Origin of the sequence: Salipiger marinus (genome assembly GCF_900100085.1) — a bacterium.
Taxonomy (GTDB): Bacteria; Pseudomonadota; Alphaproteobacteria; order Rhodobacterales; family Rhodobacteraceae; genus Salipiger; species Salipiger marinus.
The window spans coordinates 94,917-120,900 of the sequence record NZ_FNEJ01000013.1 but is presented as its reverse complement, the minus strand read 5'-3'; the positions used below and the strand labels follow the sequence as shown (position 1 = coordinate 120,900).

Sequence of the window (25,984 nt, the reverse complement as noted above, 5' to 3'; positions counted from 1 at the left end):
ATAAAAGAGGCGAGGTATAACCGATATGTTGAAACAGGAGCGACGCGCAGAGCAAACCGGGGCAGCTTCTGCCGCAAAAATCCGGCCCGGACGCGGCGCTAAGCGCCCGGTCAGCATCTGGGAACTGCTGGTCTGGGCCTTTCAGGTGGAGCGGGTGTCGATCGAATTTGACGAACTGGCGCGGCTGGCAGGTGAGCGTCCAGCCGTGGGCATCGAATACATCCTGATGCAGCGCGGTCACCTTGGCTGCGCGGTGGATGGCGGTGGCCGGTCAGACTCGCATCCTGATGCCGATATGGTCGCCTCTGCGCTGGCGGTGCTGCCCGAGGGCTGCGGCGGCGCCAGCATGGCGATCTGGATTGCCGAGCTGGCCCGGGCGGGTGTCATGCCGGACTGGGGGTCTGACCTGCCGCCGCGCTGCGTCCCGATGGGCTGGCGCCAGTGCAGATACGGGGCCTATGCCGAGCGCACGCTCTGGACGGGCGATGCACGGGTTGCACGCTGGCCGGCGAACCATCTGGGCAAGGGTGACGGTTATGTCTGCCTTGTCCGGTATGAGGGCGATGCAAGGGAGCACGCAGGCCGGCGCAGGGAGTGGCTGAAGTGGTGGGGCGCGCTTCTGGAGCTGCGCGCGACCTTCCAGACCTATGGCCTGAGCGCCTTCGAGGTGACCGATGCGATGCCGCCGCGCACGCCATGGTCGAAAGGCTCTTGACTTCAGCACCACTCTATTGACATTTTGCCACAGAACCCTTGTGCGCCCGGAGAGGAAACCCCTCTGCCGGGCGTTCTTATGTCAGGGGATACCCCAGCGCGCCCGCCGACAGGCGCGATTGAGCAGGGACGCTGCAGCGGCGGGGCGGCGATCCATCAACATCAAGGCAGAGCATGGGACAGTTGAAAGGGCGCGGCATGCCGCCCCGGCTTGGCCCGCCTCGCTCCCGGCTTAGCGCGCAGGCGCCTGCGCAGGCCAAGGAAGACCCGGCGCGCCGATCCAAGGACTGGCTGAACACGTCGCGCTGGCAGCGGGTGCGGCTGAAGGTGCTGGAGCGCGACAGCTACATCTGCCGCCAGACCGGGGTGCTGCTGATCGGAAAGCACCCGGCGCCCGACAGTCCGGTGGTCGACCACATCATTCCGCATCGCGGCGATCCGGCGCTGTTCTGGGACGAAGACAACCTCCAGTCGGTCAGCAAGGCATGGCACGACAGCACCAAGCAGCGGCTGGAGCGGCGCGGGCTGGCCTGATTGGCATCCCGGCGGGTATCCGGCCCGAGATCGCCGCGGGGCCGGGCGCGGCGCAATAAAGTTGCGCGATGGCCCCGGAAATGGCCGAAATGTTGCCGAAAAGGCGCGGTTTGGGCCGAAAGTGTGGTGTCAGGGAAACACAGGGGGGGGGTAGGCGGAACTTTGGGGGAACAAACGGCCCAGACCCGCGTCCCCCACATCTAGGGATTTTTTCTGTTGGAAGACGAAAATTCGGAGGTGGTCGATCTGTGGGGCAACCGCGTCTTCACCCGCAAGGGCAAGCGCGGTCGACCGGCATTTGAGCGGACGCAGGAAAACGCAAACAAAGTCAGTATGTTGCTGGCAATGGGCTGGTCAAACTCGCGGATCGCGCGCTGCATCATCGACCCACGCACCGGCAAGCACATCTCGGAACCGACGCTAAAGCGGTATTTTAGATCCGAGCTTCAGGAACGCGACTTCGCCCGCGATCGGCTGATTGCTCGGCAGCTGGAGGTCGCGGCCACCGCCGCCTTCGAACAGGGCAATGTCGGCGCCATGCGGTTCTTCGACAAGCTGGTCGACAAGAACGACATGATGCTGGCCGAGGGACGGATGGGGCGCCCAGATCAAGACGAACCGAAGCCTAAGGAGCGGATCGGCAAGAAGGAATCGGCGGCGCGCGCCGCCGAAGAGGCCGATGCCCAGCTGATGGCCGAACTGGAGCGTGAGGCCTCGGGTGGTCATCGTCACTGAGGCTTTGCCGCGCTTCGCCTGCCCGGACTGGTGGGCCAAGCTGAAGGCGGGCGAAACGCCGATGGCGGATGTGCCGCTGAATGCGGACAAAGCCGCGAAGGCGCTGGCCTTCTTTAACCGACTTCGCCTGCCTGACGTGCCAGGCAACCCAACCATGCGGGAGGCCTGCGGAGACTGGTTCAAGGAAGTCTTGGTGGCGTTTCTGGCCAGCGAGGATCCGGAAACGCTGGAACGCACGGTATGGGAATGCCTGTGCATGGTGCCAAAGAAGAACAGCAAGAGCACCTACACGGCGGCGCTGGCGCTCACCGCGCTCTACCTCTGCGAGGTGCCGAACGGGCAGATGCTGCTGATCGGCCCGTCGCAGAACATCTCGGCGCGTTGCTTTGCGCAGGCGCAGGGCATGATCCGGCTGGACGCTGATCTGAAGCGCATCTTTTCGGTGCAAGATCACACGAAGACTATCACCCGCGTGAAGACGGGGACACATCTGGACGTCAAGACGTTCGACACCTCGATCATCACCGGTGAGATCCCGGTGGCGACCTTCATCGACGAATTGCACGAGCTGGGCAAAAAGGCCGGCGCGATTCAGGTGATGCAGCAGATCAGGGGCGGCGGGATCACCATGAACGGTGGTCAGCTGATGATGATCACCACCCAGTCGGACAAGCGCCCCGCGGGGATCTGGAAATCCGAGCTCCAGAAGGCGCGTGCGGTCCGCGACGGCAAGGCCGGTCTGGCGCCGATTATGCTGCCGGTGCTGTATGAGTTCCCGGAAAAACTCCAGAAAATGGAGGCGTTCTGGCGCAAGCGCGAAAACTGGGGGCTGCTGCTGCCCAACCTCGGGCGGTCGATCAACCGCCAGCGGCTGGAAGACGACTATACCAACAACGGCTCGATCTCGCCCGAGGCCGAACAGGTCTGGGTGTCGCAGCACCTCAACATCGAGATCGGCCTTGGCCTCCACGATGACCGCTGGGTGGGTGCGGATTACTGGGGCAAAGCGGCGCGCGAGGTGCTCACGCTCGACGAGATCATCCGCACGTCGGAGGTCTGTGTGGTCGGGATCGACGGCGGCGGCCTGGATGACCTTCTCGGCCTCTGTGTGATGGGTCGTCACGCTGAAACCAAGGCGTGGCAGGTCTGGGTCAAGGCATGGGCCGATCGGGATGTGCTCGCGCTGCGCAAGAGCATTGCGACCGAGCTGGAAGAGTTGGTGGCGGCGGGCGAGCTGGAGCTGGTCGATAATATCGAGGCTGAGGCCAACCCGGAAATCGTCGATATCTGCAGCCGCCTGAAGCTGGCTGGTCGGATGCCGGAGCAGGATGGCATCGGGATGGACCCGGAGGGAGTCGGCAGCATCATCGACGCGCTGACCGAGGCCAGCTTCCGCATCGAGGATATCCGCCCGGTCAGTCAGGGCTACAAGCTCAACGCCGCCATCAAGATGGCCCCGGTGAAGCTGAAGAACGGGTCCATGATCCATTGCGGTCAGCGGATCATGGATTGGTGCGTGGGTAACGCGAAGACCGAAGCCCGCGGCAACGCGGTGATCGTGACGAAAGCGGTGAGCGGCTCGGCCAAGATCGACCCGCTGATGGCGATGTTCAACGCCGTGATGCTGATGAGCTGGAACCCTATCGCGACTGGTGTTGCGGGGTCCGATGATTATTTCGCCGCATTGGAGGCATCGAGTTGAAGCTGACGGAATGGATAAAATCCGCCATCGTCCGTCCGCTGACGGTGCGAGATCCGGAGGGGTGGGCGCCATCGACGCAGGTTGCAGACAGCGGCGAGGTTGTCAGCGATGCCACCGTGCTCGGGCTTTCCGCAGTCTGGGCCTGCACCAACCTCCTGGCCGGCACGATCGGCTCATTGCCGGTGATGACCTATCGGGCTGGGGATGGCACCCGTGAGGTGGCGCGGGATCACCCGCTGTTTCGCCTGCTGCATGACAGTCCGAACTACGATCAGACCGCGCTGGATTTTTGGGAATTTGTGTCGGCCTCTCTGGAGCTTTGGGGCAATGCTTATGCGTCGATCGAAAGGGGCAGCGGCGGCAAGCTGACGGCACTGGTCCCGATCCGCCCCGATTTTGTCAGCGTTCGACGCCTGCCGAATGGTGCTCTTGAATACCGATGGACCGATGAGGGCCGCCATCAGGTGCGGCTTGACACCGGCATGCTCCACATCCGCGGTTTCGGCGGAAATCCGTTGGGTGGAATGTCGACGCTCCATTTCGGGCGTCAGGCGTTTGGCCTTGCCCGCGCGGTCGACAAGGCGGCGTCGACCACCTTCAAAAATGGAATGCGGCCCTCTGGCGCGCTGACCTTCAAGGAATGGCTCAGTCCCGAGAAGCGCGCGGTGGCAGAATCGAAGCTGGTGGAAAAATTCGTCGGTGCGCAGAATGCCGGGCGCCCCATGGTGTTGGAAGGTGACACCAAATGGGAGGCGCTGACGATCAATCCGGAAGACGCGCAGATGCTGGAAAGCCGGAGATTCTCGGTCGAGGAAGTCTGTCGTTTCTTCGGCGTTCCGCCGCACATGATCGGCCACACCGAGAAGAGCAGCAGCTGGGGCACCGGGCTGGAGCAGCAGACCCTGGCCTTCCAGAAATTCACGCTCCGCCGCAGGCTCAAGCGGATCGAGCAGGCGGTGAACAAGCAGCTGCTGACCCCCGTCGATCGCGCGCGGGGCTTCTACGTCGAGTTCAATATCGAGGGCCTGCTGCGCGGTGACAGCGTCAGCCGGTCGAATTTCTACAAGTCCGGCCTCAGCAATGGCTGGCTGACCATCAACGAAGTCCGCGAGCGCGAGAACTTGCCGCCTGTCGAAGGCGGTGACGTGCCACGGATGCAGATGCAGAACGTCCCGATCACGGAAGCCGGATCGAACATGGAGACAGGTGATGGAAGCAATGCATAAGGTTGCCAGCCCGGTCCTAGAGATCAAGGCTCTGAAGGAAACGGGGGAATTTGAGGGATACGGTTCGACCTTTGGCGGTGATCCCGATGTGTATGGCGATGTGATCGCCCCGGGCGCCTTCACGGAAAGCCTTGAAGAGCACCGCAGTCGCGGCACGATGCCCAAGATGTTCTGGCAGCACGACAGCAGCCGCCCGATCGGCAAATGGCTGGAGGCCAGCGAAGATGCGCGTGGGTTGCTGATGCGCGGAAAGCTCAACATGGCTGTGCAGCAGGCCAAGGAGGCCTATGCGCTGCTGAAGGAAGGCGACATCGACGGCTTGTCGATCGGCTATCGGATCCGGGAATATTCGGTCGATACCGACACCCAAGTCTGGACACTGGAGAAGCTGGACCTTCGCGAGGTGTCGGTGGTCTCCATCGGCGCCAATGAGAATGCCACCGTCGCCAGCGTGAAGGCGGCGAAAGCGCATCATGATCTTTCGGAAATGCTCAAGGCCGGGGACCGGCTGACAGAGCGGCAATTCGAGTTGTGGCTCAAGGGATTGGGCTTCTCGAATGCACAGGCGGAGCGTGCCGCGCGCCTCCACCTGAAAGGGCAGGGGGAACCTGCCGATGCGGATCAAGGGCTCGCTTTTCTGCGCGCCCTCTCGGCCTGACGGCCACACACCCACATATCGGAGGTTCCCATGGCGGGAGAAACCAAAACGGCGGAGCAACTTGCCGCCGAGATCAGAGCTGCGCACGAAAAGTCGATCAATGACGTGAAGGGCATCGCCGACGAAGCGCTTGGCAAGGCGAAGGCCGGCGAGGCTCTGACCGCGACGCTGAAGGAGAAGGCCGACGAAGCGCTGCTGAAGATGAACGAGCTCACCGGCCAGATGGCTGATCTCGAGCAGAAGATGGCACGCGGCGGCGGTCAGGATGACATCCAGCGCAAATCGCTCGGTCAGCGCTTCGTCGAGGACGAGAACGTCAAAGCATGGCTCGAAAGCAGCCCGAGCAGCGGCAAGGCTGATCTGCGCGTGAAGGCGAATCTGACCATGCTGACGACCGACGCCGATGGCTCGGTCGGCGACGGTGCAGCACCCACGCGGCTCCCCGGGGTGCAGGAACTGCCGCAGCGGCGCATGACTGTGCGCGACCTGCTGTCGTCCGGGCGGATGGAAGGCACCTCGATCGAATACGTTCAGGAGACGGGGTTCAACAACAACGCGGCGCCGGTGGCGGAAGGCGCGGTCAAGCCGTCGTCTGACATCAAGCTGGACCTGAAAAGCTCCTCCGCGAAGGTTATCGCCCACTGGATGAAGGTCAGCCGTCAGGCGCTCGATGACGTTTCGTTCCTGCGTTCGATGATCGATCAGCGCCTGATCTACGGCCTTGCCTTTGCCGAAGAGAACCAGCTGCTGAATGGCGACGGGACTGGTCAGAACCTGTCGGGCCTGATCACCAATGCGACGGCCTATTCCGCCGCCTTCGCACCGGCCTCGGCCACCGCGATCGACACCATGCGGCTCGCCATGTTGCAGGCGGCGCTGGCCGAATATCCGGCCACCGGTCATGTGATGAACCCCATCGACTGGGCCCGGATCGAACTGACCAAGGATGCCGATGGCCGCTACATCATCGGCAACCCGCAGGGCGGCATCAGCCCGACCCTCTGGAACCTGCCCGTGGTCGCCACGCAGGCGATGGGTGTCGACAAGTTCCTGACCGGCGCATTCCGGCTCGGGGCACAGATCTTCGACCGCTGGGACGCGCGCGTGGAGGCGGGTTACGTCAACGACGACTTCACCCGCAACCTCGTGACCCTGCTGGGTGAGGAGCGGCTGGCGCTGGCGGTCTACCGCCCCGAGGCCTTCATCTACGGGGATCTCGGCTTCGTCACCGAGTGAGGTCGGTTCTTAAGGAGGGCGGGTCATCCCGCCCTCTCAATGAGCCGAAGGAGGACAGCCCATGAAATTCGATGTTCTGCGCGCCCACCAAGGCGACAAATGGTATGGAGTCGGGGACACGCGCGACGCGCGCGAGGTCGAGGTGCAGCAACTGGTCGACCGCGGCGTGCTGCGCAAGGCGGCGCCTGATGTTCTGAACAAGGCGGCTCCGCCGGTGCAGAACAAGGGCGTGTCGGCCCCGAAGCACAAGGCCTCCAAGTGACCGCGCCCTTTCGGCCCACTCTCGTGACGGCCCCGGCGGAGATGCCGGTCACGGTCGAGGATTGCCGCAAACACGCCGTTGTCGAGAACAGCGAATCTGATGACGAGATCACCGCATTGATTGCCGCGGCCACGGCCCATTTTGACGGCTTTTCCGGCGTGCTCGGGCGGGCGATCATCAGCCAGACCTGGCAGCTGCATCTGGACCGTTGGCGCGGAGATCTGATCCTGCCAGCGCCGGATGTTTCCGCAGCTGAAATCCGGTATCTCGACCCCAACGGAGCAGAGCAGCCGGGCCCGAGCGTCACCCGTCACGCGATCGCGACCGGCACCCTGCTGCGCTTGCCGCGTGACTGGTCAAATCCGCCGCTTGATGAGAACAGCCCTGCGCCGATCTTCGTGGAATTCACCTGCGGGTTCGCGTCCGCTGCACAGGTGCCATTTCCGATAAAAGTGGCGATTCTGCAGATGGTCGCTCACATGTTTGCAGAACGGGAGGGCATTTCCATCGCTGAGCCCGCGTACGATCGGTTGATCGCGCCTTATCGTTGGTCTGTCATATGATCGGTCAGCGGAAGAGCCAAAGGCTTCAGCAGCCTGCGGGGAACTTGAGGGACCGTTTTGCATTTGATGGCCCAGTCTATGATGCGCGTGGCGTTCAAGTCGGGATGCAGCCTGATCTGCTGATCTGTAACGGAAAAGTTCGCTACCTTCGTGGTGGTGAGTCGGTGCAGGCAGCGAGGCTGGACGGCAAGCAACCTGTCGTCGTGACTATTCGGCGTTCGTCTGTGGCGGATTCCATCACGACGGACTGGGTGATGCGCGATGTGCGCGGTGGCACCCGATATAACGTCCGGGCCGTGGTGCCGACCGTCGATCGCCAGTGGCTGGAGATCACGGCTGAAAGCGGGGTCGCGACATGAGTTCCGCCGATGCCTTTCAGCAGCTGGTCGAAGAGACGCTGCTGGCCAACGCCGCTGTCGTGGCGCTGGTCAATAACCGGGTCTATGAGGCGCCGCCGCCAAAGGGTGCGCGAGTCTTTCCCGATGTGACCTTCGGTCCTGCAGACAGCGACGATGCGGACGCCGATTGCATCGACGGGGTGGAGCACGTCCTGCAGCTCGACGTTTGGGCGCAGGACTACGGGCGCCTCTCTAGCGCCAAGCGCATCGCAGACGCCATCCGAAAAGCTCTCCACCGGGCCGACCTCGCGCTGCCTGACCCCTATGCGCTGGCGCTGATCGAAGTTGCCTCGATCAGAGCTTTCCAAGACCCGGACGGATTGACCGCGCACGCGGTCATTTCAGTGCGGTCGATCATCGAAACCGAAACCTGAGAAGGGAGACGCCATGCCTTGGGTTGAATTCACACGGGTGTTCCGCTGGCGCGCTACGCCGAACACCTCGACCCGCTATGCCGCAGGCACGCGGAAGAACGTCACCCGGCGCTGCGCGGAAAAGGCCATCTCCACCGGCGCCGCAGTCAAGATCGAGGCGGTCAAAGGCGCGGAGGGCGAGGCCGATGCCGACGAAGATCCTCAATCTGGCGCGACTTGACCGGAAGCTGAAACGGCTTCCGACCGCAACCAAAACGCGCATCCGCGCGGCCATGGAAAAGGGCGCCGACAAGATCGTCGCCATGATGAAGAGGCTGGCGCCATCTAGCTCTGACGGCTCGCATGGTCAGCCGCCCGGCACGCTGCGTGACAGCATCGGCTGGACATGGGGGCAGGCGCCGAAAGGGTCTTTTGCCATCGCCACGCTGAAAGGGGCGGGCGTCGGCGGTGACCTGACACTGACCATCTACGCGGGCAGCACCATCGCCTTCTACGCGCGGTGGCTGGAATTCGGGACCACGAAGATGCCCGCCAGCCCGTATTTCTATGTCAGCTGGCGCGCCTACCGCAAAGAGGTGCGCCGCGAGGTTCGCAAAGCCGTCCGCGATGCGGCGCGCGCCACGGCGCAGGGCGGCTGACGCCGCATGCGCTGAAATGCCTGCCATCGGCAGGGTGCTGAGACATGGCCTTCGGCAAGCCGATGCCCGCTGATCCAGCGGGCTTTTCTATGGAGCCCTGAGATGGCACTTCCCACCACGATCAAGTTCGGAAAGTTCTTCGTCCGGCTTTCCGATGGGGCAGAAACCCCGACCTTTGCCGCGCCCTGCGGTTTCACCAGCAAATCCTTCAACCGCACGAAGACGTTTGGCGAGACGAACCTGCCGGATTGCGATAACCCCGACCTCGCGCCCTGGAGCGTCCGCGATACCCAGAGCAGGTCGGGCTCGATCACTGGAGAGGGAGTTCTGGCAAAAAGCGCCGTTCCCGCTTGGGAAGCTGCGTTCGCGAGCGAAGACAGCATCGAGTGCGAGGTGGAATTCGAATACCCGGATGGCGACAGCGACGTTTACACCGGCGCCTTCCACCTCGAATCCTTCGAAATCACCGGAACGCGCGGTGAGCGGGTCACCGCGTCGATCTCGATGCAGTCCGATGGCCCGATCACCTATGAACGGACCACGGGCGCATGAGCCGCAGCGGTAGCGTGACGCTGGACTGGGCGGACGGAACCTATCCGTTCGCCCTGACCATCGCGCAGCTGACCGAGCTGCAGGAGAAGTGCGACGCAGGGCCGTGGTATGTCCAGTGGGCGCTGCAGTCGGCCATGCTGGCCAGCAGCATCGGTTCTCCGCCCCCTCGGGACATGTCGCCTGCCTACGTGTCCGAGGTGATCCGCCTTGGCCTGATCGGAGGCGGTATGGAGGCGATGGCGGCGCTCAAAAAGGTCCGCGCCTATGTCGGCCCCGGCCAGTTTGCGGAAAACATGCCGGTGGCGTTTTCTGTGATCAGCGTCGCGCTGCAGGGCGTGCCGGAAGATGAGCCGGAAAAGCCGGAGGGGGAAGGCGAGACCAGCGCGAACCACTTCCCCGAGGAAAAGTCCGGTTCGCGCAGATCTACGGAAGCGGCGCCGCCATCGGCCTAAGCCCGGATCAGGTCGGACGCTGCTCATGGTGGCAGTTCAACGCGGCGATAGAAGGCTGGAGCGCTGCGCACGGGGCCAAGGATGGCCCCGCGATCACGCCCGAGGAAGAGGACGATCTTTGGCAGGGCGTCATTGATCGGAGCGGGTAGGGATGCCGTCAGGCCCCGAGTCCTCGACGATCAAATCTCCATCGGAAACTATCTCTCGACCTCCAAGCATCATTGCAATGCCTAGCGCGGCGATCGTCGAAAGAAGCACGTAAAGATAAGGCTCACCTTGGATGCCGACGGGCGATTGCCCGCGGGTGAGACGCTCCATGGTCGCGACGTAGGAATAACCGCTGATCGCGACCGAACCGATGAAGAAGATCGCGCCGAGCGAGCCGGTTGGCGAAAAACGCATGCGAAGTTTCATGAAATCTCCTGAGGGTCTGAAATGGCAGTTGATGTCGAAAAGCTGATTGTCCAGCTCTCTGCGGATATCAAGCAATACGAGCGGGAGATGCGCAAGGCGGTCGGCGTTTCGCAGAAACAGGCAAAGGCGATTGAAAACCGCTACCGCAATATGAGCCGAAATCTCGACGGTATCGGGCGCAGCGCGGCTCAGTCGATCATTGCGCCGCTGGCTGGTATCGGTGCCGCGCTTTCGGTTCGTGAAGTGGCCCGCTACGCGGACGCATGGACAGTGGCCGGCAACAAGATCGCGGCTTCGGCTCAGATCGCCGGGACGCAGGCCCGCAGCCTAGAAGATCTGAACAAGATCGCCGATGACACGCGCAGCGGGCTTGCAGAGACGGCGGACCTTTACTCCAAACTGCTGCGGTCGACGGCGGGCGTGGCCAAGTCGGAACTGGAGGTCGCCCGCGCCACAGAGATCGTCAACAAGGCGTTCAAGGCGGGCGGTGCTGCAGCATCTGAACAGGTTGCTGGCATCCTGCAGCTTTCGCAGGGTCTGGGCAGCGGTATCTTGCAGGGGGATGAACTGCGCTCGGTCCGGGAAAACGCGCCGATCCTCGCCCAGGCGCTGGCCGATTTTTACCAGGTGAACATCGCCGGACTGAAAAAGCTCGGGGAAGAGGGGAAGATCACTTCAGAGGGCGTCTTCCGCGCGATCCTTGCGGCACAGCCGAAGATTGAGGCCGCGTTCGCCACCACCAACGCCACCATTCAGGATGGCGTCACGCGGGTGAACAATGCCTTCACCCAATACATCGGCCAGACCGATGAAAGCCTGTCAGCGTCGCAGCGTCTCGTGGCTGGTCTGACGGCTCTGGCGGACAATTTCGACACGGTGGCCGATGTCACGCTGAAGGTGGCCAGCATCTTCGCTGCAGGCCTGCTGGGGCGGTCGATCGGGGGCATGATCGCCAAGCTTGGCCTCGCTGCAGGCGCCATCACCAAGTTCGTTGCGGCGGCGCGGGCAGCGTCCAGCATCACGGGCATCGCCACGGCGCTGGCTGGTGTGTCAGCAGCGGCTGGTCCGATTGGCCTCCTGCTGGGCGCCACAGCCGCCACGGCGATGGTGCTGTATTCGGATGCCAGTTCTAAGGCGGAGGAGCGCACCAATCGCCTCAAGGCGGAAATGGAGGAGCTGGGGCTTTATGCGCCGCAGGCTGCGGATGCGATCGACGAAGTGGCAACGTCGATCGACGACCTGACTGAGGCGGAGCGTGTGCGCAAGATTCGAGAAATCCGCGAAGAACTTGAACGGCTGCGGGATGGAACGGTGTTGGGGCAGCTCCTGGGCCGCGAAAATGACACCCTGCCAGTCATTCGCGAGGAAGCATTTCGCGGTCAGAAGATGGCGGGGATTTGGGGCAGCCCGTTCGAAAGCAGCGACAAAGAAGCTCTTGCCGAAGTCGAGCGGATCTCTGCCGCTCTTATGCAAGGCAGCATGTCGGCGTTGGAGCTTCGGGATCGCCTCAACGCTCTTGAGCAGCTCGACATCAGCGCTCCGGCTAAAGAACTGGTTGATAGGCTGAGGGATGCTGCCCCGTTTACCGAGGCGCTTATCCGACAGCAGGAAGCCTTGGGCGACAGTCCGGCGCTGCGCGAGGCCAATGACCAGTTGCGGGCTTATCGGGATGAACTGGATCTGCTGGGGCAAAAGAACTTTGCCGCGCCCGTGGTAGAACAGATCGTCGCGATCATCGACGAATTCGAGAAGGGGGAGCGGTCGGCGGATGATGCCAGGGCCGCCATCGATGATCTTGGGGAGTCGGCCCCCGGCTTCGGCCCGCTGATCGCCAATGTTCTGAACGCAATCGGTGTGCTGGATTCGCTTCGCGCCGCCGCCGTCTCAGCCGCTGCTGCTGTTGCTGCTGCAGGAGGGGCAACACCCGGGCGCGGCGATGGCAATGCTGAGGTCGCCCGGCGCCGCGCTGATGCGAAGGCTGCTAAGGCCAGCGCAGAATTCATCGCTGAACAGGAGCGCTTGCAGGCGCTGACCAAAGACCAGCTGGCGCTGGAAAGAGAAATGGCCTCTGTCCGAACCGACGCTGCCAAAGCGGGTGCGGCGCTGACGGAGGATCAGATTCGCGCGATCGCGACCGGTAACCTCGCCGCTGACGACGCCAGAAGCCCTCGGAGCGGAGGAGGATCCAAAGGTAAAAGCTCCACCGAAAAAGCCGTGGAGCGCTATGACGACGCGATCCTGAAAGAAATCGAGGGCATGCGCGCCGAAGCTGACGCGCTGAACGAACTGACGCTCGGCCAAGATCTCTATGGGTCTGCGGTCGCGGCGGCCCGCAAAGAGGCGGAGCTGCTGCAGCAGCTGCAAAACAAGGGCGTGCCGATCACCGCCGAACTGGCGATGCAGGTCCGCCACCTGACCGAACAGTGGCAGCAGGCGGACACCGCGCTGGCCATGGCGGCGGAGCGTCACGAAGAATTTCAGGCGCAGCTTGGCGACTTCAGGTCATTCACCGAGGGCGTCTTTGATGGACTGATCACCGGTGCCCTGACGTTCGAAGATGCGCTCGCCAAGATCGGGGCCAAGCTGCTGGAGCTGACTCTGGACAAGAGCTTTGAGCGGCTCTGGGATGGGCCGGGCGGGGCTGGGTCTGGCGGCGGTCTCAGCGGCACCGTGGGCACCTTCCTGCGCGCGATCGGCTTTGAGCGTGGTGGCTATACCGGCCCCGGGGGGCGCAAGACGCCGGCGGGGATCGTCCACAAGGGCGAGGTGGTCTGGTCGCAGTCGGATGTGCGGCGCGCGGGCGGCGTCGGCATGGTGGAGGCCATGCGGCGGGGCATGGGCGGCTATGCCAATGGCGGCCCGGTGATGCCCAGTGTCGCGCCGCAGATTCCGATGGCCCGGCGGTCAGAAGCCTCCAGCAGTGTGGCGGGTGTGCTGACCGGGGAAATCGGCGTCACCGTCGATGATGACGGCAGGGTGCAAGCCTACGTCAAGCGGGCAGTCATCCAGGGCTCACGCGCCGCAGAGGCGTCTGCCGTGAACACGGTGAAACGCAATCTGCCTGCGTGGAACCGCAACACCAAGATTTACGGAGCGCCGTGATGCCCCCCATTTACGACTGGCGGTCCCGGCTCTGCAATGTTGGGCAGGTGTTCCTGCAGCCCGGACAGTCCGACATGGGCGGCATGACGCTTGGCGGATTCCTGACCGAGAATCCGGAGCCGGGTGGCCGGTATCATCTGCGCATGAGCTTTCCGCCGTTCTGGAAGGATCGCGCGCGGAACAAGGATGCGTCATGGACCATCACCCGGCTGTCGGCGGGGGCGATCATGCGCATCCCCCTGCTGCCCTCTGTCCAGTTGGTGTCCGCCGCCGATCTGGGGGGCACTGATGCCGGTCAGCCGTGGGCAAATGGCGAGCCATGGGCCAACAGCGAAAACTGGGGCTGGCGCCCGGCCGCACCGGTGGCGGCTTCGGCTGCGCGGGGCAGCGCGTCGTTTCAGGCCGATCTGTCGGAATTCGGGCAGGTGCTGGTGATTGGTGATGTGATCGGGTTCAGCCAGGGCAATCTGGATTTCGCCCACAAGGTCATGGACATCAGCTACAGCGCTGGCGACGTGGCGACGATCTCTGTCAGCCCGCCGCTGCGCCGGGCCGTGACCACGGACGACGCGATGCAGTTCCGCCCGCGCGTCATGGTGGTCTGCCGCAATGCCGCCTCCGCCCTGGTCGGGCTGACCCGCCGAAACCGGATTTCGCTCGGTGAGCTGCAGTTTGTGGAGGCGCTGCTGTGAGCACGTTCGAAGAGGAGCTGCTGGCCGCCCTTGGGGGCGCAGATGATGCATGGGATATCCGCGCCGCAGTCAGGCGCTGCTTTTTCTATGACTTCGACGGCTCTCCCGTCCGGCTGTGGGATGGCGTCGGCCTGCTGACGACGACGGTGGGCGTGGGTGACCCGATGACCCTGCCAGACGGGCAGATGGTGGCCGCCACCGAATGGCTGGGAACACGCGATGGCATGGGCGGGAATGTGCATCAGGCGCCTGCGGTGGCAGATGACCGGGACGGAACGGCCCCGAACTACACATTCGGCCTGCCGTTTCTGGATCATGAAACCTTCAGCGCGATCAAGGCAGATCAGGCCAAGGCCGCGGGGCGCAGCCTGACCTGCTACCACGCGATATTTCTTGCAGATGAGGGGCTGTTGCCCGCCACTCCGCTGCGCTTTGCCTGGCGGCTCACGATGCAGAAGGTGGATTTTTCCCAGGCGCTGGAGGAGCGCGAGGATGGCGTGATCAAGCGCATCTACTCCGCCACCGTCACCGCGCGCTCTGGCGAGGCTGGCCGGTCCCGCTACCCGGGCGGCACCTATACCGACACCAGCCAGCGCGACCGCGCCCGGCTGCTGGGGCTGGAAAGCGACAGCGGATGCGTCTTCGTCGCCAAGAACAGCCAGAGGACATTCCGTGTCGGGTAGGTTTCACCCGGCAGTTGAGCGGGCCCGGGCGCGCTGGCGGTCTGAGCCGTTCGCATGGGGCGCAGCGGACTGCATCATCAGCGTCTGCGATTACCTGCTGGACCGCACCGGCATCGATCCGGCGGCGCCGTGGCGGGGCAGCTACTGCACGCCCGAGGGCGCGGAGGCGATCTGCCTGCGCCACGGCGCCGCGCTGGGGCTGATGCGGCACGGCATGGCGCGGGCCGGGTTCGTGCCGGGCGAGCCGGTGCCGGGCGCGGCGGTGGTGGTCGACATGTTCGGCCACGAAATCACAGGCATATTCCTTGGGGGGCGGCAGACGATGCTCAGACTGGAAGGGCGCGGGCTGGTCGATTGGCCGGCGCCGGTACTGGAGGCGTGGCCATGCGCGTGATGCGGCTGATCCTGCTGACCACCACGGCCATCATCACGCCCACGCTGGCGGCGGCTGACCCGGTCTCGGCCTTCATCGCGGGCTTCACGGGCTCCGGTGCGGCGGGTGTCGCAGCGGCTACGGCAAGCGCCATCGGTGGCCTGACCGCCGTCGGCTATGCCTTGGGCGCATTTCTGGGGCAAAATATCCTCGGAACGCTGCTCCTGAACGTCGGCATCGCCTATCTGCTGCGCCCCGATCAGCCCGAGCCGCCGCGCATCGAACAAGCGCAGGTCAACACGCGCATCGCGCAGGCGGAGCGCTATCAGCTGGGCGGGCGGGTCAAGATCGGCGGCGCGGCGGGCGCCTTTGCCGAATACGATTCCGGCGGGAACTTTTGGTATGTGGTGATCCACGGCGACGCTGAGCTGGTCGGCGAGCCGCAGTATTACCTCGATGGCATCCCGGTCGAGCTGCAGCAGTATGACCAGCGCATCGGCACCGCCGTGGATCAGGTGTTCACCACCAATCTGGTTCTGTCCGGCATGCTGGCCAGCACCTCGCGCGAGGATGGGGATCGCGTCCTGCTGACCGGCCAGACCGACGCGCGCGAGAACGGAACCTATGAGCTGGACGCCACCGGCCTGACCGATGGCTCTGGCACTCCGTTTTTCTCTCTTTCCCGCGCCTCAGACATGGCCAGCGGCGCCAGCGTCGAGCGCGGCCTGCTGATCCCGCCGCCTTCCGCTTTCGGGGGGTTCGGCGGCGGCCTCTCGGCTGGCCGGTGGGAGCTGACCACCGATGTGGTGGTCGGGACCGATGATGTGGAGTTCGTGCTGACCGATCCTTGGTCGGATGCGCTGCGCGCGGGGTCGGTCATAACCGATGAATTCTGCTGGAACGACGATGCAGAGATCTGGGACAACAACGGCGAAAAGCGGCTGGCCTATCACGTCTTCACCGTGAGCCCGACCGCAGACCAGCCATATGGCGATCTGCCCGAATGGTTTACCGAATCCTTCCCGGCGCTGCCCGAGGATTTCTTTCTGGCCGGGGTCTGCTACTCGATCGTGCGCTGCGCGTCGATCCGCCAGCCCGCACTCTCTCGGATGCGGCGATTCCGCGGCCCGATCGGCATTGGCGAACCTGCGGTGCAGCTGGTGGCCAATTTCAGCCGCGTCCCGGATCCTCGCGTCGAGGGTGTCGACGTCTCCGACCCGTCCACATGGCTGCCGGGCGACGGCAATCCGGCGATCCTCTGGGCCTGGTGGCGACTGAACCGATGGGGGCGCGCGCAGGATCACACGCTGATCAACTGGGACATGGTGGCGGCGGCGGCGGATGATTGCGACGACATTCTGACCGACCGCAACGGCGATACTGTGCCGCGGTATCGGGCCGGGGTGGCAATCCCCGACACGCAGACGCGGCACGAGGGGGAACAGGAGATCCTGAAGGCGATGGACGCCTTCGTGGCCTATGACGATCAGGGCCGCGCCTATCCCGTGCCGGGCAAATACCGGGCGCCGACGCTGTCGCTCACGGCGGCGCGCGACATCTTCACGGCGGCAACGCAGGGCGTGGATGACGGCGAACAGCCCATGGACGGGGTTGTGGTCAATTACCTCTCCCCCGATCACAGCTACACCAAGCAGCCCTGCGCGCCGTGGCAAAATCCCGACTTTTATGACCCTGCGCGCGAGCCGAATTTCCTGATTGTCGATGTGCTGGCATGCCAGTCGCATAATCAGGCGGTGCGGCTGGCCAAGGCGATCGGCGGGCGTGAGCAGGCGCGGTTCCGGGCCGCGCTCGGCACCACCGTCAAGGGCATCCTCGCCAAGCGGGAGCGGGCGATCGATCTGACCTATGACGCCGTCTTCGACGGGCCTCATGAGATTGTCGGGCCGGTCGAGGAGGGCGCCGACGGCGCGGCCTGCACCATGGCCGTGGTGCCGCTGGCGCCCGATCGCTGGACGCTGAATGCTGGCGAAGAGGGTGCGCCTCCGGCCCCCACGCCCGAGCTGGAGATTGACGACGGCCTGCCCGACGCCACCGGCGTGGTGCTGACCTCGCAGGCGATCCAGACCGACAGCGGGCAGGCGGTGCGCATGCGGGCCGTGTTCGATGCCCCGGCGCGGGACGATCTGTTTTTCCGGTTCCGCTATGCCCCGACCGGCACGTTCGCCCATGAATATTTCACCGTCGATATGGACGAGCTGCAGGCCTATTCCGCGCTGGTCGCGGATGGCACGACCTATGACGTGCAATGGAAGACGGTCACCAGCAGCGGCAGCAAGGGCACAGAGTGGAGCGACATCGAGACGATCACCGTCACGGCCAACGCCACGCCGCCTGCGGCACTCGTCAGCGCCTCGGCCACCGGTGGCACGGGCGAGGCCGATCTGGCGTGGACGGCGGCCAATGACGGGAACATGCGCGCCGTCGAGATCCGGCGCGGCCTGACCACCACCTATGCCGACGCCACCCTTGTCGGCACGGTCATCACCCCGGCCAATGCCAACGGCACGCTGACCGAAGCAGGGTTGGCCCCCGGGACCGTCTATTACTGGCTGACGCCGATCAACGGCTCCGGGATCCCGGGCACCGCGTCTGGCCCCATCACCACCACCATCTCCTGACACAAATCACCGCACGAGGTAGCACATGGCTCTGAGCAAGACGCCGCAAGAGGTCATTGAAGGCAGCCCAGTCGATCCGAACAAGCGCCCTGTGCCTGCGGAAATGACCACGCTCCTGACGGAGATGCGCGACGAATACCAAGAGTTTGGCACGGCTCTATCCTATGCCAGCATCCTGCGCGAGAGCTGGACCGCCCTCGCCACGCTCGCGCCCGACGGTATCGGCCAGCAGGCCGAGGTCAGCCCTGACGATACCGGCACCCACTCCGATCCGCAGACCAGCGCGACTGTCGACAATGCCGGACGCTACACCGCCTTTGGCACCGGCGCGGGGCAGTGGACTTGGGTGGACGGCGGCGGGCTTGCCAGCAAACTCTCCATCAGCGCCCGGCTTTCTGAGTTCAGCGGCCCGTTTGCGGGTGAGGTGCGTGGCAACATCGGCGCCGCCTCCCAGGAGGACATGGACGCGGCAGAGGCGGCGATTGCTGACAAGGCCGATGCCGCCACGGTGACCGCCGCTCTTGCCACCAAAGCACCCGCAGCCGACGCCGCGCTGACCGGCGATGCCACGGCGGAAAATCTGGCCGTGTCTGGCAACCTGAGCGTGGGCGGCACATCGGTGGTGACTGCGCTGGCGGCCACGGCGGACGTGCTGACGACCAGCCCGAACATCTTCAATAAAAACGATCCGGATGCGGCAGAGGATTTCCGCGTCATCACCTCGAATGGCGAACTTGCGAACAACGTGGGGACTGCGGTCACCGGGTTCATCCCGGTCACGGCGGGGCAGCAATACACCTTCAAGGAGCGGCACAATACCGCTTGGTATGATGCCTCGCGGGTATTCATTTCCGGCGTTGCGGCCAGCTCAGTAAACACCCTTACTGCGCCTGACGAAGCGGCCTATTCGCGCACTGGATACGACACCACGGGCGATACGACACCGGACAATTACTGGATTGTCCAGGGCGCAGAGGCGCTGGAAATCTATCGCCCGTTTGGCGGGGCCATCGCCCCTGCGCGAGTCTTTGGCCTGACTTCTGAATCGTTCGAGGATGGGTCTGTGTCGCCTGAAAAGGCGTCGTTTACCGCGGAGGGGAGTAACCTCTACGACGCTTCCACGATCCTGCCTGACTTCTTCATGAATGCTGCTGGCGCGCTGACTGCCAGTGCGACCTACTCCGTCTCGGACTACATCCCCGTCGAGGAGGGCGAAACCTATAGCCTGAGAATGCCCCCCCTCGGCGGAGGGGCGCGATTTTTGACGGCATTTGACTCGAGTAAAGCGCCGCAAAGCGCGGCAGGCAGCAACAGCACGATCAGCAGCTATACCGTGCCGGAAGGTATCGCTTTCATCCGGGCGACTGTTTTCCGGTATAGCGAAACAGTTTTTCAGGTTGAGAAAGCAGCTAAGGCGACGCTCTACGAAAACAAGCGGCGCGTGCTGAATATGTCTGTGCCGGTCGATATGCTCGTCGGGTCTGCGCTGGAGCCGACGCTCAACAAGGCGCGGCTCAAGCAGGGCAAAATGAGGCTCGGGCGGCTGCAGTTCGGGTATGAAGATCAGATCAATTTCGCGGCCATCGGAGACAGCTACAGCCAGAGCGCGGCGCGGTGGACCGAAAACGCCGCGCGGCATCTGGTGGCGAAATACGGTGACGGCGGCGGCGGCTGGACCGGCTACGCTTTTTTCAACCCCGGCTCCACGCCCTATGTCATTCCCTCGAACCAGCCCGGCGGGGTCAACGGCAACGTCCGGGCGACCGAATACCCGGTGAGCTACAGCGGCACGTGGGCCTGCACCTATACCGGCACGGTCTCGCCCGACATGGGCGCGGTCACGTCGAGCACTGCAGGAGACTACATCGAGCGCGGCGTGCCCGCGACACCCGACCATACGGCCCTGCGGGTGCTGTATATCGGGACTGCGGATGGCGTCGTGCGCTACCGGATCGACGGCGGGGCATGGTCCAGCAACGTCAATGTGCAGGGCACGGTTGGCAATATCGGGTCGTTTGACATCGCCCTGACCGGCGGCGCGCATACCGTGCAGATCGAGGTGGTGAGCGGCACGGTCACGCTCTGCGGCGACAACGCGATGAGCGATGCCGATGGTGTCAGGTTCCACAAGCTGGGCTGCAGTGGATCGTGGATCGACCAGTGGGCCAGCGTGGACCAGACACAGCAGGTGGCCGCGTGGGCGCTGCTGGGGCTGCACTCTGTCACCATCATGGATGGCACCAACAGCCAGTCGCAGGGCGATACCACAGCGGAGTGGTCGGCAGATATGCAGACCTTGATCGACCGTGTGCGGCTGGCCGCAGCGACGCCGGATCTGATGATCATGATGCCGCCCGAAAACGCGCAGACCTCGCGTGTGCATCCGATCGCGGCCTATGCGCAGGAGGGGCGGCGGCTGGCCATTGCCAATCGCACCGCCTACCTCGATCTGCAGCCGTATTTTGGCGACCACCCGGATGACTACGACAGCGACGCTGATTTCCCCCTGTTTTCGTCGGACGATATCCATCCGGATGCCGTAAGCGGCGGGCGCATCATGACGGTCGCATGGCTTGAAATGATGTGCGTGCCGGGCTGAGGTGGCGCGATGATCCCCGCACTCCTCACCGCGCTGTCGCGGCACTATCTCGATCTGTATGCCGGGCTGGTGCCCTTCGCTGTCGTCACGCTGCTGGCGCTGACCACCGCGCCCGGCGCGCTGCATTTCTTGGCGGCATGGTCTGCCGTCAGATTCGTGACCCGGACGTTGCGCCGGATCCACCACGGGGCCGCATGAGCAAGACAGAAAAGCGCGTCCGCTGGGCGCAGGTGCTGAGCCTTCTGGCGATCATCGCCCTGTTCGTGGCCGATATCGGCCTCGATATCCTCGCCAAGGAAGTGCCCGAGTGGGTCTATCCCATGCTGGGCCTGCTGGCGCTGGGGGTGGAGGCCCCCGCGCTGTCCCGCTTCGTCATGGCGCTGCTGCGCGCCGGGGCAGGCGGCGGGGAGGGGCAGAAGTGATGGCGGACCGCATGAGCGCAGCTGGCAAAGTTTGCGGTCCAAACTCGTTAAAACCACAAACTGTGCTCATGCCCATCACTTGGGGTGCAGTTGCACATGAAAGCAACAGTTTTGTGAAGAAGTGAGCGCGGCTGTCCTAAGGTAAGGGGCATACGTCGGACGTTGAACATCAACCTGCCGCGCTCAGCCAAAAAGATACCGGCGGCGATCGGCTTCTGCAAATACGAAATGCTGCTTCCCAAAGAACAGCATTATCTCTCCCCCCGAGCGCGCCGCTCGTCTGTTCGGAATGTGAGCGCGACATTCGAGGCGCCACTCATGCGGTGCGTGTCCTGGGCTGAAGCACTCACGCTTTCCGCCCCTCCGATCCGAACTATCGATGCTTACCCATCAAGCCCCGCCATCGCGCGGGGCTTTCCTTTGCAAGGAGATCACCATGAGACAGGAAATCCGCCTGCTGCAGGCGGCTGCGTCGGCGCTTGGCTTCACGGTCGGCCCGGCTGACGGGCTGTGGGGGCCGAAGACGCGCGCCGGTCTGGAGGCGCTGCGCGATGCCCATCAGGGTCGCTGGGGTGACCCGGTGCTGCAGATCGGGCGGGCGCTGATCGACCTGGGCTATCTGACCGAAGGGCCGCTGAGCCGGGCATGGACGCCGGAGCTGGACCGGACCCTTGGCGAGCTGATCGCCGCCGATGGCCTGCCGCGCTCTGGGGCCGTCATCGAGGCCACGACGCAGCCCGCCAGCCCGCCGCTGCGCCCGGGGCACGGAAACCGGCTGTTTCAGGGCAGGGCGGGGCATCTGGTCCGGCTGTTCGTCCTGCACACCACGGCCACACCGACCAGCTGGTGGCAGGGCAAAACCAACGCTCAGATGTTCGCGGAGATCCGGCGCTGGCACATGGACAAGGGCTGGCGCGATATCGGCTATCACGGCGTGATCTTTCCCGATGGCGAGATCATCGAGGGCCGCCCTTGGGGCGAGATCGGCGCGCATGTGGTCGGCCACAACGCCGGATCGCTGGGCTATTCCATGGTGCCGATCCGCACCATCACCCGCATGGGCCGGGCAGAGGATTTCTACACCGAGGCCACCCTGTCCGCGATGCGCGGCGTGATCGCCCGCGCCTGTGCCCGCACGCCCATCACTCGCATCGCCGGGCACAATGAGTTCGCGGCCAAGCTCTGCCCGGGCTTCGTCGTCACGCCCGAGGACTGGGCACCTGCCGGGTGGGCCGCGTGATGGCGCGCATCCGGCATAAGATCGCGATTGTGGCGCAGGAATACCGCCTGTGGCTTGCCGGACGGCTCATCCTGCTGGCTTGCAAGGTGACGCCTCGTGCCCGGCCGGAATCCCGGGCCGTCTATGAGGGCGCGGTGCATGCGTTGCAGCGCCTGTCGCGGCTCGACTGATGCGCCTCCTCCTCCCGATCACCGACTGGCGCGTGGCGCTGGTCCTCTCTGCGGCTGCCTGCCGCGCAACCTCTGCGCCTGTGGCGCATCCCCCGAAAGGAAAAGACCATGACCGGACAAATCGCCCTGCTGCTGCGGGTGTTCATCCTGCTGCCCCTCGCTGGCCTCGCCGCGACGCTGCCGTTCGTCACCTTTGACAAGGCGGCGGGGCTGCTCACCATCGACGTGAACGCGGCATCGATCACGCTGGCCGTGGTTCTGTATGGCCTCGTGAGCGGCGGCACCTTTGCGTGGTCGCGGTGGGCCAAGGCGCTTGGCGGTAAGACTTGAGGCTTGCACCGGCCATGACGCCTTCCGCTTCTCTGTCGCTGTCGATCTGGCGGCGGAGCGGGGGGAGGCGTTCGCCATCATGGTGATGCAGGTGAAGGGTTGGGGCGTCATCGATCTGGCGCAGGCGGGGCAGTGGCTGCAGGCGAATGGCCACCACTGCCGGTGCCCGAAATGCCGCCCCCGTGATCCGCCGCGACGCGCGCCGCCCCCGGCGCAGCTGAGCCTGTTCTGATCGCTTGACCCCGCGCCACCCCGGCGCGGGACCGTTAGGATTACACTAACTGCTTACTGGTAGGATCGCCGTAGCCAAGCTAAGCTTCGATGAAGCAAACCCACTGGGGGTAAGATGGTGAACTGGAAGGAAGGCATGAAAAAGATACCTTGCCTGCGCCTGCTAAGACGCTTTTCCTCGGTTTCGGATAGAATCGATCAAAAAGATCGGGAAATCCGCGAGGAAGCGAAGGATATCAAGGAAGATGAACAGAGAGCTCAACGAGAAATCAGAAAGGGTGCAAGAAGAGGAGATCACAGATTCCGTTTATGACTTCCTTTATCATGACGGTCGCAGGATTGCATCTCTTCTCGCGCAGTTCGACCCGTCTGGTCACCTCACGCAGCTGTCAGAGGGTCGCTCTGCAAGGCGGGCAAGAGATAGCACTACTGACATAATGACATCGGGCGGCGTTCCTGCCATCGCTAAATTACAAAGCGCAAATAAGGAACACGTACATCGCGCTCATGAAGAAGAAATTTCACGTGTTTATGATCCGATGTGGGCAAATGCGCGGGAATTGTTAGATCAACTGGACGGTCGAGGGCTAATCGTTCGGGATATTTCTTCTGCACAAATCGGTCAAATTGTTTTATTTACTGGTGACCTCTCAATATACGATTTGGAAATGCTTGCGGGGATATGGCGAGCTCCGGCAATGCGAAAATTTATGACTAAATCTCTTCCGGACATACCAGAAATACCAAAATCGCTTAGAAATAACGCAACATTAATCCAAGCGCAGAAGGCAGTGAAGGCCACGAGAAGCGCTGCCGAAGATCATTTGAACTTATTCTCAGAGATAATTCCGCTTCTGCCGCACACTGTACAATCAAGTGTTTCCGGTTCAAATGGCGTTAAGGTTTGGAGTAGCTTAGAGAAGGGCGGGCTCACGGTTGCTGCGGGAAATATCACGCTCAATCACGGTGTTTCGATCCCAGGAGAGTGGGCCATTTTGGGAATTCTGGATGCCCATCCACTTATGGACCGCGACGTGAAAGTGCGAGACCAGACACCGGGTGGGGAGGAAATGCTTGCTAAGCTTTTTGAGGCGCTTGCACCAGTAGTTCGGCAGATGCTCGGACGGCCACGCGACGCCTATGGAGTCACGCCGCTTTTGGTATTTCGTGAAATCGAGAGTCTGCCTGGAACATTTCAAGATTCTTAGAAAACGAAATCCCTAATCGACTACGCTTGACCCCGCGCCATCCTTGGCGCGGGGTTCTTTTTTTGTGCCTGCGCCCTATCTGCCGGGCATGACCCGCTGGACCTATCGCCCCTGCATCATCGCTGGCACGTCACGCCCGAACGATTTCGTGGTGAAGCGCGACGGGCGGGACGTGGGCCGGGTGATGCAGCAGCGTCTCGGCATGAGCGCGGGCGGGGATCTAGTCTGGTGGTGGGGCACATGGACCTATCCGTCAGTGCATGGCTATGCGGAATCGCTGGAACAGGCGCTGGAGAAAGTCAGGCAGGGCGCGACGGATGATCTTCCGGAGACGGATGTGGATCGGCGGCGGTGAGCGGGCATCTTGTTGTAGTCACCAAGGTGGAGTACGCAGACCGGTCCGCCCCTGTGCCCGGCATCTGCAATGGACTGCGCCGCCCCATGGTTGATCTGTGGGCCGGGCTGGAGCGCCACCCCGAGACGGCTTCGACCGAACGCTCGTTTTGACGGACTCTGAAGAGGGCTCGCATTGCCCTCCTTAATGCTGTAGATTCATCGGGAACAAGAGAACTCTACCCGAGGAAACGATACTTGACACTTGTTGTGGGGGCGATCTTCGCGGGATTCTGCTTTTTGGTGATCACCGCTTTGGTTACGTTGATCGCGCTCAACCTCGGGGAAGATGACACCCGTCCTGGGGCGGTAGGGAATGCGATTTTGGTCGGCTTTTGCTTTCTGTTCGCCACTGTCGCGTATTGGAGCGGCAGTTGGCTTTTCTTTACAGAAGAAGAGATCGCTAGTCCGAGACAAGAGACCGCTGAGGATTACCTCGGAAAATGGAGATCCGATGCGCCCAGCAACATTACACGTACTCTCATTTCGAACAACGTTCGGGGATGCGGCGAATTTCACCACAAGCCTAGTGCTCGGAACAGTGGTGAATACCTCGTCTATTGTACGCCTGACGGACGGAACTGGGCTGCCTACCTCGTGTGGCCAAATGTAGACCGTATCAGCGGTCCTGCACACCCCAACCCAAACATCAAACTTCCGCGCTAGCGGAGATATTGCGTCATGCAGCAATAATCACTGACCTGAGAACTAAAAGCCCGGCGCTGAGAAATTACTTTCGCTCTCCCATAGAGATGTCCTGCAAGTCAGTTTCAAAATCCATCCTTTTTTCTACCGCTTCAATACCTCCGGCGTCGTCGAGGCGCCGCGCGAAAGATGAGGACACTACTCCGGTCCGCGACATGCCGTGTCCGTCACTGCGACATCCGCCCCACCTCAGCCTCGATCTTCTCCCGCGCCTCTTCCTCGCTGTCGCCGAACTGGAACCAGACTTGGCCCGGCTCCATCCCCCAGACGTCGCCGACAAATGGGGAGCGCTTCGCCATGGCGAGCCAGCCGGGCGCACCGTTGCGACAGGGGCGGATCAGGTAATGCCAGGTCACCCCTTCACCAGCCACAGGATCAGCCAGAACGGCCAGCTGATGCCCGCCGCCAGCCCGAACAAGACATAGACCGTGAATAGGAATGAGCTCAGCCCTACGATCAAATCACCCATCGGTTCCTCCTGTGTGGAATCGCACTGAGGCCTGCCGGGAAGCGTGGTCCACATCGCTCGCAAGCCATTGATTTATTATGGACCGCGTGACCGCTTTCGCGGTCCACATGCCCATTGATTTTGCTGGATTTTTTCGGGTTTTTGGTAGGCCCGGAGGGACTCGAACCCCCAACCAAGGCGTTATGAGCGCCCTGCTCTAACCGATTGAGCTACAGGCCCACCTTGGGGTTCACTACCATTCCGGGCGCGCGGGTCAAGACGGGCGGCGCG

Annotated in this window: 32 protein-coding genes and 1 tRNA gene; 30 read left to right on the top strand and 3 right to left on the bottom strand. The window is 63.3% G+C overall.

Annotated features, from left to right (window positions below; translation table 11 throughout):
• Positions 1–25: 25 nt before the first annotated feature.
• The 15 genes from BLR51_RS15850 to BLR51_RS15780 all read left to right on the top strand — a co-directional run bounded on the left by BLR51_RS15850 (position 26) and on the right by BLR51_RS15780 (position 10,044).
• Positions 26–715, top strand: a complete 690-nt coding sequence (locus BLR51_RS15850; RefSeq protein ID WP_089848757.1) for a hypothetical protein — start codon at positions 26–28, stop codon at positions 713–715.
• A gap of 173 nt (positions 716–888) precedes the next feature.
• Positions 889–1,248, top strand: coding sequence for an HNH endonuclease (locus BLR51_RS15845; protein WP_089848754.1), 360 nt, complete (start codon positions 889–891; stop codon positions 1,246–1,248).
• A gap of 216 nt (positions 1,249–1,464) precedes the next feature.
• Positions 1,465–1,983, top strand: a complete 519-nt coding sequence (locus BLR51_RS15840) for a hypothetical protein (protein WP_089848752.1) — start codon at positions 1,465–1,467, stop codon at positions 1,981–1,983.
• Entirely contained in the window at positions 1,967–3,685 is a 1,719-nt protein-coding gene (locus BLR51_RS15835; protein ID WP_089848750.1) for a terminase large subunit domain-containing protein, read from the top strand. Before BLR51_RS15840 ends, BLR51_RS15835 begins: the two co-directional genes overlap by 17 nt.
• Entirely contained in the window at positions 3,682–4,911 is a 1,230-nt protein-coding gene (locus BLR51_RS15830; RefSeq protein WP_242656753.1) for a phage portal protein, read from the top strand. The genes BLR51_RS15835 and BLR51_RS15830 overlap by 4 nt, the downstream gene beginning before the upstream one ends.
• Positions 4,895–5,569 carry an HK97 family phage prohead protease gene (locus tag BLR51_RS15825; protein WP_207543640.1) on the top strand — a complete coding sequence of 225 codons (675 nt, stop codon included), beginning with the start codon at positions 4,895–4,897 and terminating at the stop codon, positions 5,567–5,569. The genes BLR51_RS15830 and BLR51_RS15825 overlap by 17 nt, the downstream gene beginning before the upstream one ends.
• Before the next feature lie 30 nt (positions 5,570–5,599).
• Positions 5,600–6,805, top strand: a complete 1,206-nt coding sequence (locus BLR51_RS15820) for a phage major capsid protein (protein ID WP_089848746.1) — start codon at positions 5,600–5,602, stop codon at positions 6,803–6,805.
• A gap of 61 nt (positions 6,806–6,866) precedes the next feature.
• Complete coding sequence (locus BLR51_RS15815) at positions 6,867–7,067, top strand: hypothetical protein (protein ID WP_089848744.1); 201 nt, start codon at positions 6,867–6,869, stop codon at positions 7,065–7,067.
• Positions 7,064–7,630: a head-tail connector protein gene (locus BLR51_RS15810; protein WP_089848742.1), complete on the top strand. Its 567-nt coding sequence runs from the start codon at positions 7,064–7,066 to the stop codon at positions 7,628–7,630. The genes BLR51_RS15815 and BLR51_RS15810 overlap by 4 nt, the downstream gene beginning before the upstream one ends.
• A complete protein-coding gene (locus BLR51_RS15805; protein WP_089848740.1) occupies positions 7,627–7,989 on the top strand; it encodes a phage head completion protein in 363 nt (120 codons plus the stop codon). The genes BLR51_RS15810 and BLR51_RS15805 overlap by 4 nt, the downstream gene beginning before the upstream one ends.
• Positions 7,986–8,402, top strand: coding sequence for a DUF3168 domain-containing protein (locus BLR51_RS15800; RefSeq protein ID WP_089848738.1), 417 nt, complete (start codon positions 7,986–7,988; stop codon positions 8,400–8,402). The genes BLR51_RS15805 and BLR51_RS15800 overlap by 4 nt, the downstream gene beginning before the upstream one ends.
• Positions 8,403–8,415: 13 nt before the next feature.
• The gene (locus BLR51_RS15795; RefSeq protein WP_089848736.1) at positions 8,416–8,622 is read left to right on the top strand and encodes a hypothetical protein; all 207 of its coding nucleotides are present in this window, start codon (positions 8,416–8,418) and stop codon (positions 8,620–8,622) included.
• A complete protein-coding gene (locus tag BLR51_RS15790; protein WP_089848734.1) occupies positions 8,588–9,040 on the top strand; it encodes an HK97-gp10 family putative phage morphogenesis protein in 453 nt (150 codons plus the stop codon). Before BLR51_RS15795 ends, BLR51_RS15790 begins: the two co-directional genes overlap by 35 nt.
• 102 nt (positions 9,041–9,142) lie before the next feature.
• Positions 9,143–9,592 carry a phage tail protein gene (locus BLR51_RS15785; protein WP_089848732.1) on the top strand — a complete coding sequence of 150 codons (450 nt, stop codon included), beginning with the start codon at positions 9,143–9,145 and terminating at the stop codon, positions 9,590–9,592.
• The gene (locus tag BLR51_RS15780; protein WP_089848730.1) at positions 9,589–10,044 is read left to right on the top strand and encodes a gene transfer agent family protein; all 456 of its coding nucleotides are present in this window, start codon (positions 9,589–9,591) and stop codon (positions 10,042–10,044) included. The genes BLR51_RS15785 and BLR51_RS15780 overlap by 4 nt, the downstream gene beginning before the upstream one ends.
• 129 nt (positions 10,045–10,173) lie before the next feature.
• On the opposite strand, the gene BLR51_RS15775 is transcribed toward BLR51_RS15780, so the two are convergent.
• Entirely contained in the window at positions 10,174–10,458 is a 285-nt protein-coding gene (locus tag BLR51_RS15775) for a hypothetical protein (protein WP_089848728.1), read from the bottom strand.
• Positions 10,459–10,479: 21 nt separating this feature from the next.
• Here BLR51_RS15775 and BLR51_RS15770 point away from each other — a divergent pair, with 21 nt between their 5' ends.
• The 15 genes from BLR51_RS15770 to BLR51_RS27425 all read left to right on the top strand — a co-directional run bounded on the left by BLR51_RS15770 (position 10,480) and on the right by BLR51_RS27425 (position 25,206).
• Positions 10,480–13,560 (top strand): tape measure protein, encoded by a 3,081-nt coding sequence (locus BLR51_RS15770; protein WP_089848726.1) that lies wholly within the window; start codon positions 10,480–10,482, stop codon positions 13,558–13,560.
• The gene (locus tag BLR51_RS15765) at positions 13,560–14,252 is read left to right on the top strand and encodes a hypothetical protein (RefSeq protein ID WP_089848724.1); all 693 of its coding nucleotides are present in this window, start codon (positions 13,560–13,562) and stop codon (positions 14,250–14,252) included. Before BLR51_RS15770 ends, BLR51_RS15765 begins: the two co-directional genes overlap by 1 nt.
• Complete coding sequence (locus tag BLR51_RS15760; protein ID WP_089848722.1) at positions 14,249–14,935, top strand: hypothetical protein; 687 nt, start codon at positions 14,249–14,251, stop codon at positions 14,933–14,935. The genes BLR51_RS15765 and BLR51_RS15760 overlap by 4 nt, the downstream gene beginning before the upstream one ends.
• On the top strand, positions 14,925–15,329 hold the full coding sequence (locus BLR51_RS15755; protein ID WP_089848720.1) for a DUF6950 family protein: 405 nt from the start codon (positions 14,925–14,927) through the stop codon (positions 15,327–15,329). The genes BLR51_RS15760 and BLR51_RS15755 overlap by 11 nt, the downstream gene beginning before the upstream one ends.
• A complete protein-coding gene (locus tag BLR51_RS15750) occupies positions 15,320–17,947 on the top strand; it encodes a phage tail protein (RefSeq protein WP_089848718.1) in 2,628 nt (875 codons plus the stop codon). The genes BLR51_RS15755 and BLR51_RS15750 overlap by 10 nt, the downstream gene beginning before the upstream one ends.
• A 25-nt stretch (positions 17,948–17,972) precedes the next feature.
• A complete protein-coding gene (locus BLR51_RS15745) occupies positions 17,973–20,546 on the top strand; it encodes an SGNH/GDSL hydrolase family protein (RefSeq protein WP_089848717.1) in 2,574 nt (857 codons plus the stop codon).
• A 9-nt stretch (positions 20,547–20,555) separates the two neighbouring features.
• The gene (locus tag BLR51_RS15740; protein WP_089848715.1) at positions 20,556–20,744 is read left to right on the top strand and encodes a hypothetical protein; all 189 of its coding nucleotides are present in this window, start codon (positions 20,556–20,558) and stop codon (positions 20,742–20,744) included.
• Positions 20,741–20,968 (top strand): hypothetical protein, encoded by a 228-nt coding sequence (locus tag BLR51_RS15735; RefSeq protein ID WP_089848713.1) that lies wholly within the window; start codon positions 20,741–20,743, stop codon positions 20,966–20,968. The genes BLR51_RS15740 and BLR51_RS15735 overlap by 4 nt, the downstream gene beginning before the upstream one ends.
• Before the next feature lie 436 nt (positions 20,969–21,404).
• Positions 21,405–22,208, top strand: coding sequence for a peptidoglycan recognition protein family protein (locus tag BLR51_RS15730; RefSeq protein ID WP_165616838.1), 804 nt, complete (start codon positions 21,405–21,407; stop codon positions 22,206–22,208).
• Complete coding sequence (locus tag BLR51_RS27740; RefSeq protein WP_165616837.1) at positions 22,208–22,378, top strand: hypothetical protein; 171 nt, start codon at positions 22,208–22,210, stop codon at positions 22,376–22,378. Before BLR51_RS15730 ends, BLR51_RS27740 begins: the two co-directional genes overlap by 1 nt.
• A 108-nt stretch (positions 22,379–22,486) precedes the next feature.
• A complete protein-coding gene (locus BLR51_RS15720) occupies positions 22,487–22,708 on the top strand; it encodes a hypothetical protein (RefSeq protein ID WP_089848705.1) in 222 nt (73 codons plus the stop codon).
• Positions 22,692–22,940 (top strand): hypothetical protein, encoded by a 249-nt coding sequence (locus tag BLR51_RS27435; protein WP_131821824.1) that lies wholly within the window; start codon positions 22,692–22,694, stop codon positions 22,938–22,940. The genes BLR51_RS15720 and BLR51_RS27435 overlap by 17 nt, the downstream gene beginning before the upstream one ends.
• Before the next feature lie 244 nt (positions 22,941–23,184).
• A complete protein-coding gene (locus tag BLR51_RS27430; RefSeq protein WP_131821823.1) occupies positions 23,185–24,147 on the top strand; it encodes a hypothetical protein in 963 nt (320 codons plus the stop codon).
• 88 nt (positions 24,148–24,235) lie between these two features.
• A complete protein-coding gene (locus tag BLR51_RS15715) occupies positions 24,236–24,502 on the top strand; it encodes a hypothetical protein (protein WP_165616836.1) in 267 nt (88 codons plus the stop codon).
• Positions 24,503–24,738: 236 nt separating this feature from the next.
• A complete protein-coding gene (locus BLR51_RS27425) occupies positions 24,739–25,206 on the top strand; it encodes a hypothetical protein (RefSeq protein ID WP_131821821.1) in 468 nt (155 codons plus the stop codon).
• A gap of 206 nt (positions 25,207–25,412) precedes the next feature.
• Here the strand turns inward: BLR51_RS27425 and BLR51_RS15710 are convergent, their stop codons facing one another.
• Together BLR51_RS15710 and BLR51_RS15705 are read right to left on the bottom strand one after the other, a co-directional pair.
• Positions 25,413–25,601 carry a hypothetical protein gene (locus BLR51_RS15710; protein ID WP_089848701.1) on the bottom strand — a complete coding sequence of 63 codons (189 nt, stop codon included), beginning with the start codon at positions 25,599–25,601 and terminating at the stop codon, positions 25,413–25,415.
• A 255-nt stretch (positions 25,602–25,856) separates the two neighbouring features.
• Positions 25,857–25,933, bottom strand: a tRNA-Ile gene (locus BLR51_RS15705).
• Positions 25,934–25,984 lie beyond the last annotated feature (51 nt).

Bases quoted from the DNA above. Each gene is read 5' to 3' on its own strand.
- BLR51_RS15750 (WP_089848718.1), top strand. From the start codon at position 15,320: ATGCGCGTGATGCGGCTGATCCTGCTGACCACCACGGCCATCATCACG.
- BLR51_RS15850 (WP_089848757.1), top strand. From the start codon at position 26: ATGTTGAAACAGGAGCGACGCGCAGAGCAAACCGGGGCAGCTTCTGCC.
- BLR51_RS15800 (WP_089848738.1), top strand. From the start codon at position 7,986: ATGAGTTCCGCCGATGCCTTTCAGCAGCTGGTCGAAGAGACGCTGCTG.
- BLR51_RS15805 (WP_089848740.1), top strand. From the start codon at position 7,627: ATGATCGGTCAGCGGAAGAGCCAAAGGCTTCAGCAGCCTGCGGGGAAC.
- BLR51_RS15845 (WP_089848754.1), top strand. From the start codon at position 889: ATGGGACAGTTGAAAGGGCGCGGCATGCCGCCCCGGCTTGGCCCGCCT.
- BLR51_RS15790 (WP_089848734.1), top strand. From the start codon at position 8,588: ATGCCGACGAAGATCCTCAATCTGGCGCGACTTGACCGGAAGCTGAAA.
- BLR51_RS27740 (WP_165616837.1), top strand. From the start codon at position 22,208: ATGGCGCGCATCCGGCATAAGATCGCGATTGTGGCGCAGGAATACCGC.
- BLR51_RS15740 (WP_089848715.1), top strand. From the start codon at position 20,556: ATGATCCCCGCACTCCTCACCGCGCTGTCGCGGCACTATCTCGATCTG.
- BLR51_RS15780 (WP_089848730.1), top strand. From the start codon at position 9,589: ATGAGCCGCAGCGGTAGCGTGACGCTGGACTGGGCGGACGGAACCTAT.
- BLR51_RS15815 (WP_089848744.1), top strand. From the start codon at position 6,867: ATGAAATTCGATGTTCTGCGCGCCCACCAAGGCGACAAATGGTATGGA.
- BLR51_RS15770 (WP_089848726.1), top strand. From the start codon at position 10,480: ATGGCAGTTGATGTCGAAAAGCTGATTGTCCAGCTCTCTGCGGATATC.
- BLR51_RS15825 (WP_207543640.1), top strand. From the start codon at position 4,895: ATGGAAGCAATGCATAAGGTTGCCAGCCCGGTCCTAGAGATCAAGGCT.
- BLR51_RS15775 (WP_089848728.1), bottom strand. From the start codon at position 10,458: ATGAAACTTCGCATGCGTTTTTCGCCAACCGGCTCGCTCGGCGCGATC.
- BLR51_RS15795 (WP_089848736.1), top strand. From the start codon at position 8,416: ATGCCTTGGGTTGAATTCACACGGGTGTTCCGCTGGCGCGCTACGCCG.
- BLR51_RS15730 (WP_165616838.1), top strand. From the start codon at position 21,405: ATGAGACAGGAAATCCGCCTGCTGCAGGCGGCTGCGTCGGCGCTTGGC.
- BLR51_RS15820 (WP_089848746.1), top strand. From the start codon at position 5,600: ATGGCGGGAGAAACCAAAACGGCGGAGCAACTTGCCGCCGAGATCAGA.
- BLR51_RS15765 (WP_089848724.1), top strand. From the start codon at position 13,560: ATGCCCCCCATTTACGACTGGCGGTCCCGGCTCTGCAATGTTGGGCAG.
- BLR51_RS15735 (WP_089848713.1), top strand. From the start codon at position 20,741: ATGAGCAAGACAGAAAAGCGCGTCCGCTGGGCGCAGGTGCTGAGCCTT.
- BLR51_RS15785 (WP_089848732.1), top strand. From the start codon at position 9,143: ATGGCACTTCCCACCACGATCAAGTTCGGAAAGTTCTTCGTCCGGCTT.
- BLR51_RS15745 (WP_089848717.1), top strand. From the start codon at position 17,973: ATGGCTCTGAGCAAGACGCCGCAAGAGGTCATTGAAGGCAGCCCAGTC.
- BLR51_RS15715 (WP_165616836.1), top strand. From the start codon at position 24,236: ATGACCCGCTGGACCTATCGCCCCTGCATCATCGCTGGCACGTCACGC.
- BLR51_RS15720 (WP_089848705.1), top strand. From the start codon at position 22,487: ATGACCGGACAAATCGCCCTGCTGCTGCGGGTGTTCATCCTGCTGCCC.
- BLR51_RS27430 (WP_131821823.1), top strand. From the start codon at position 23,185: ATGAACAGAGAGCTCAACGAGAAATCAGAAAGGGTGCAAGAAGAGGAG.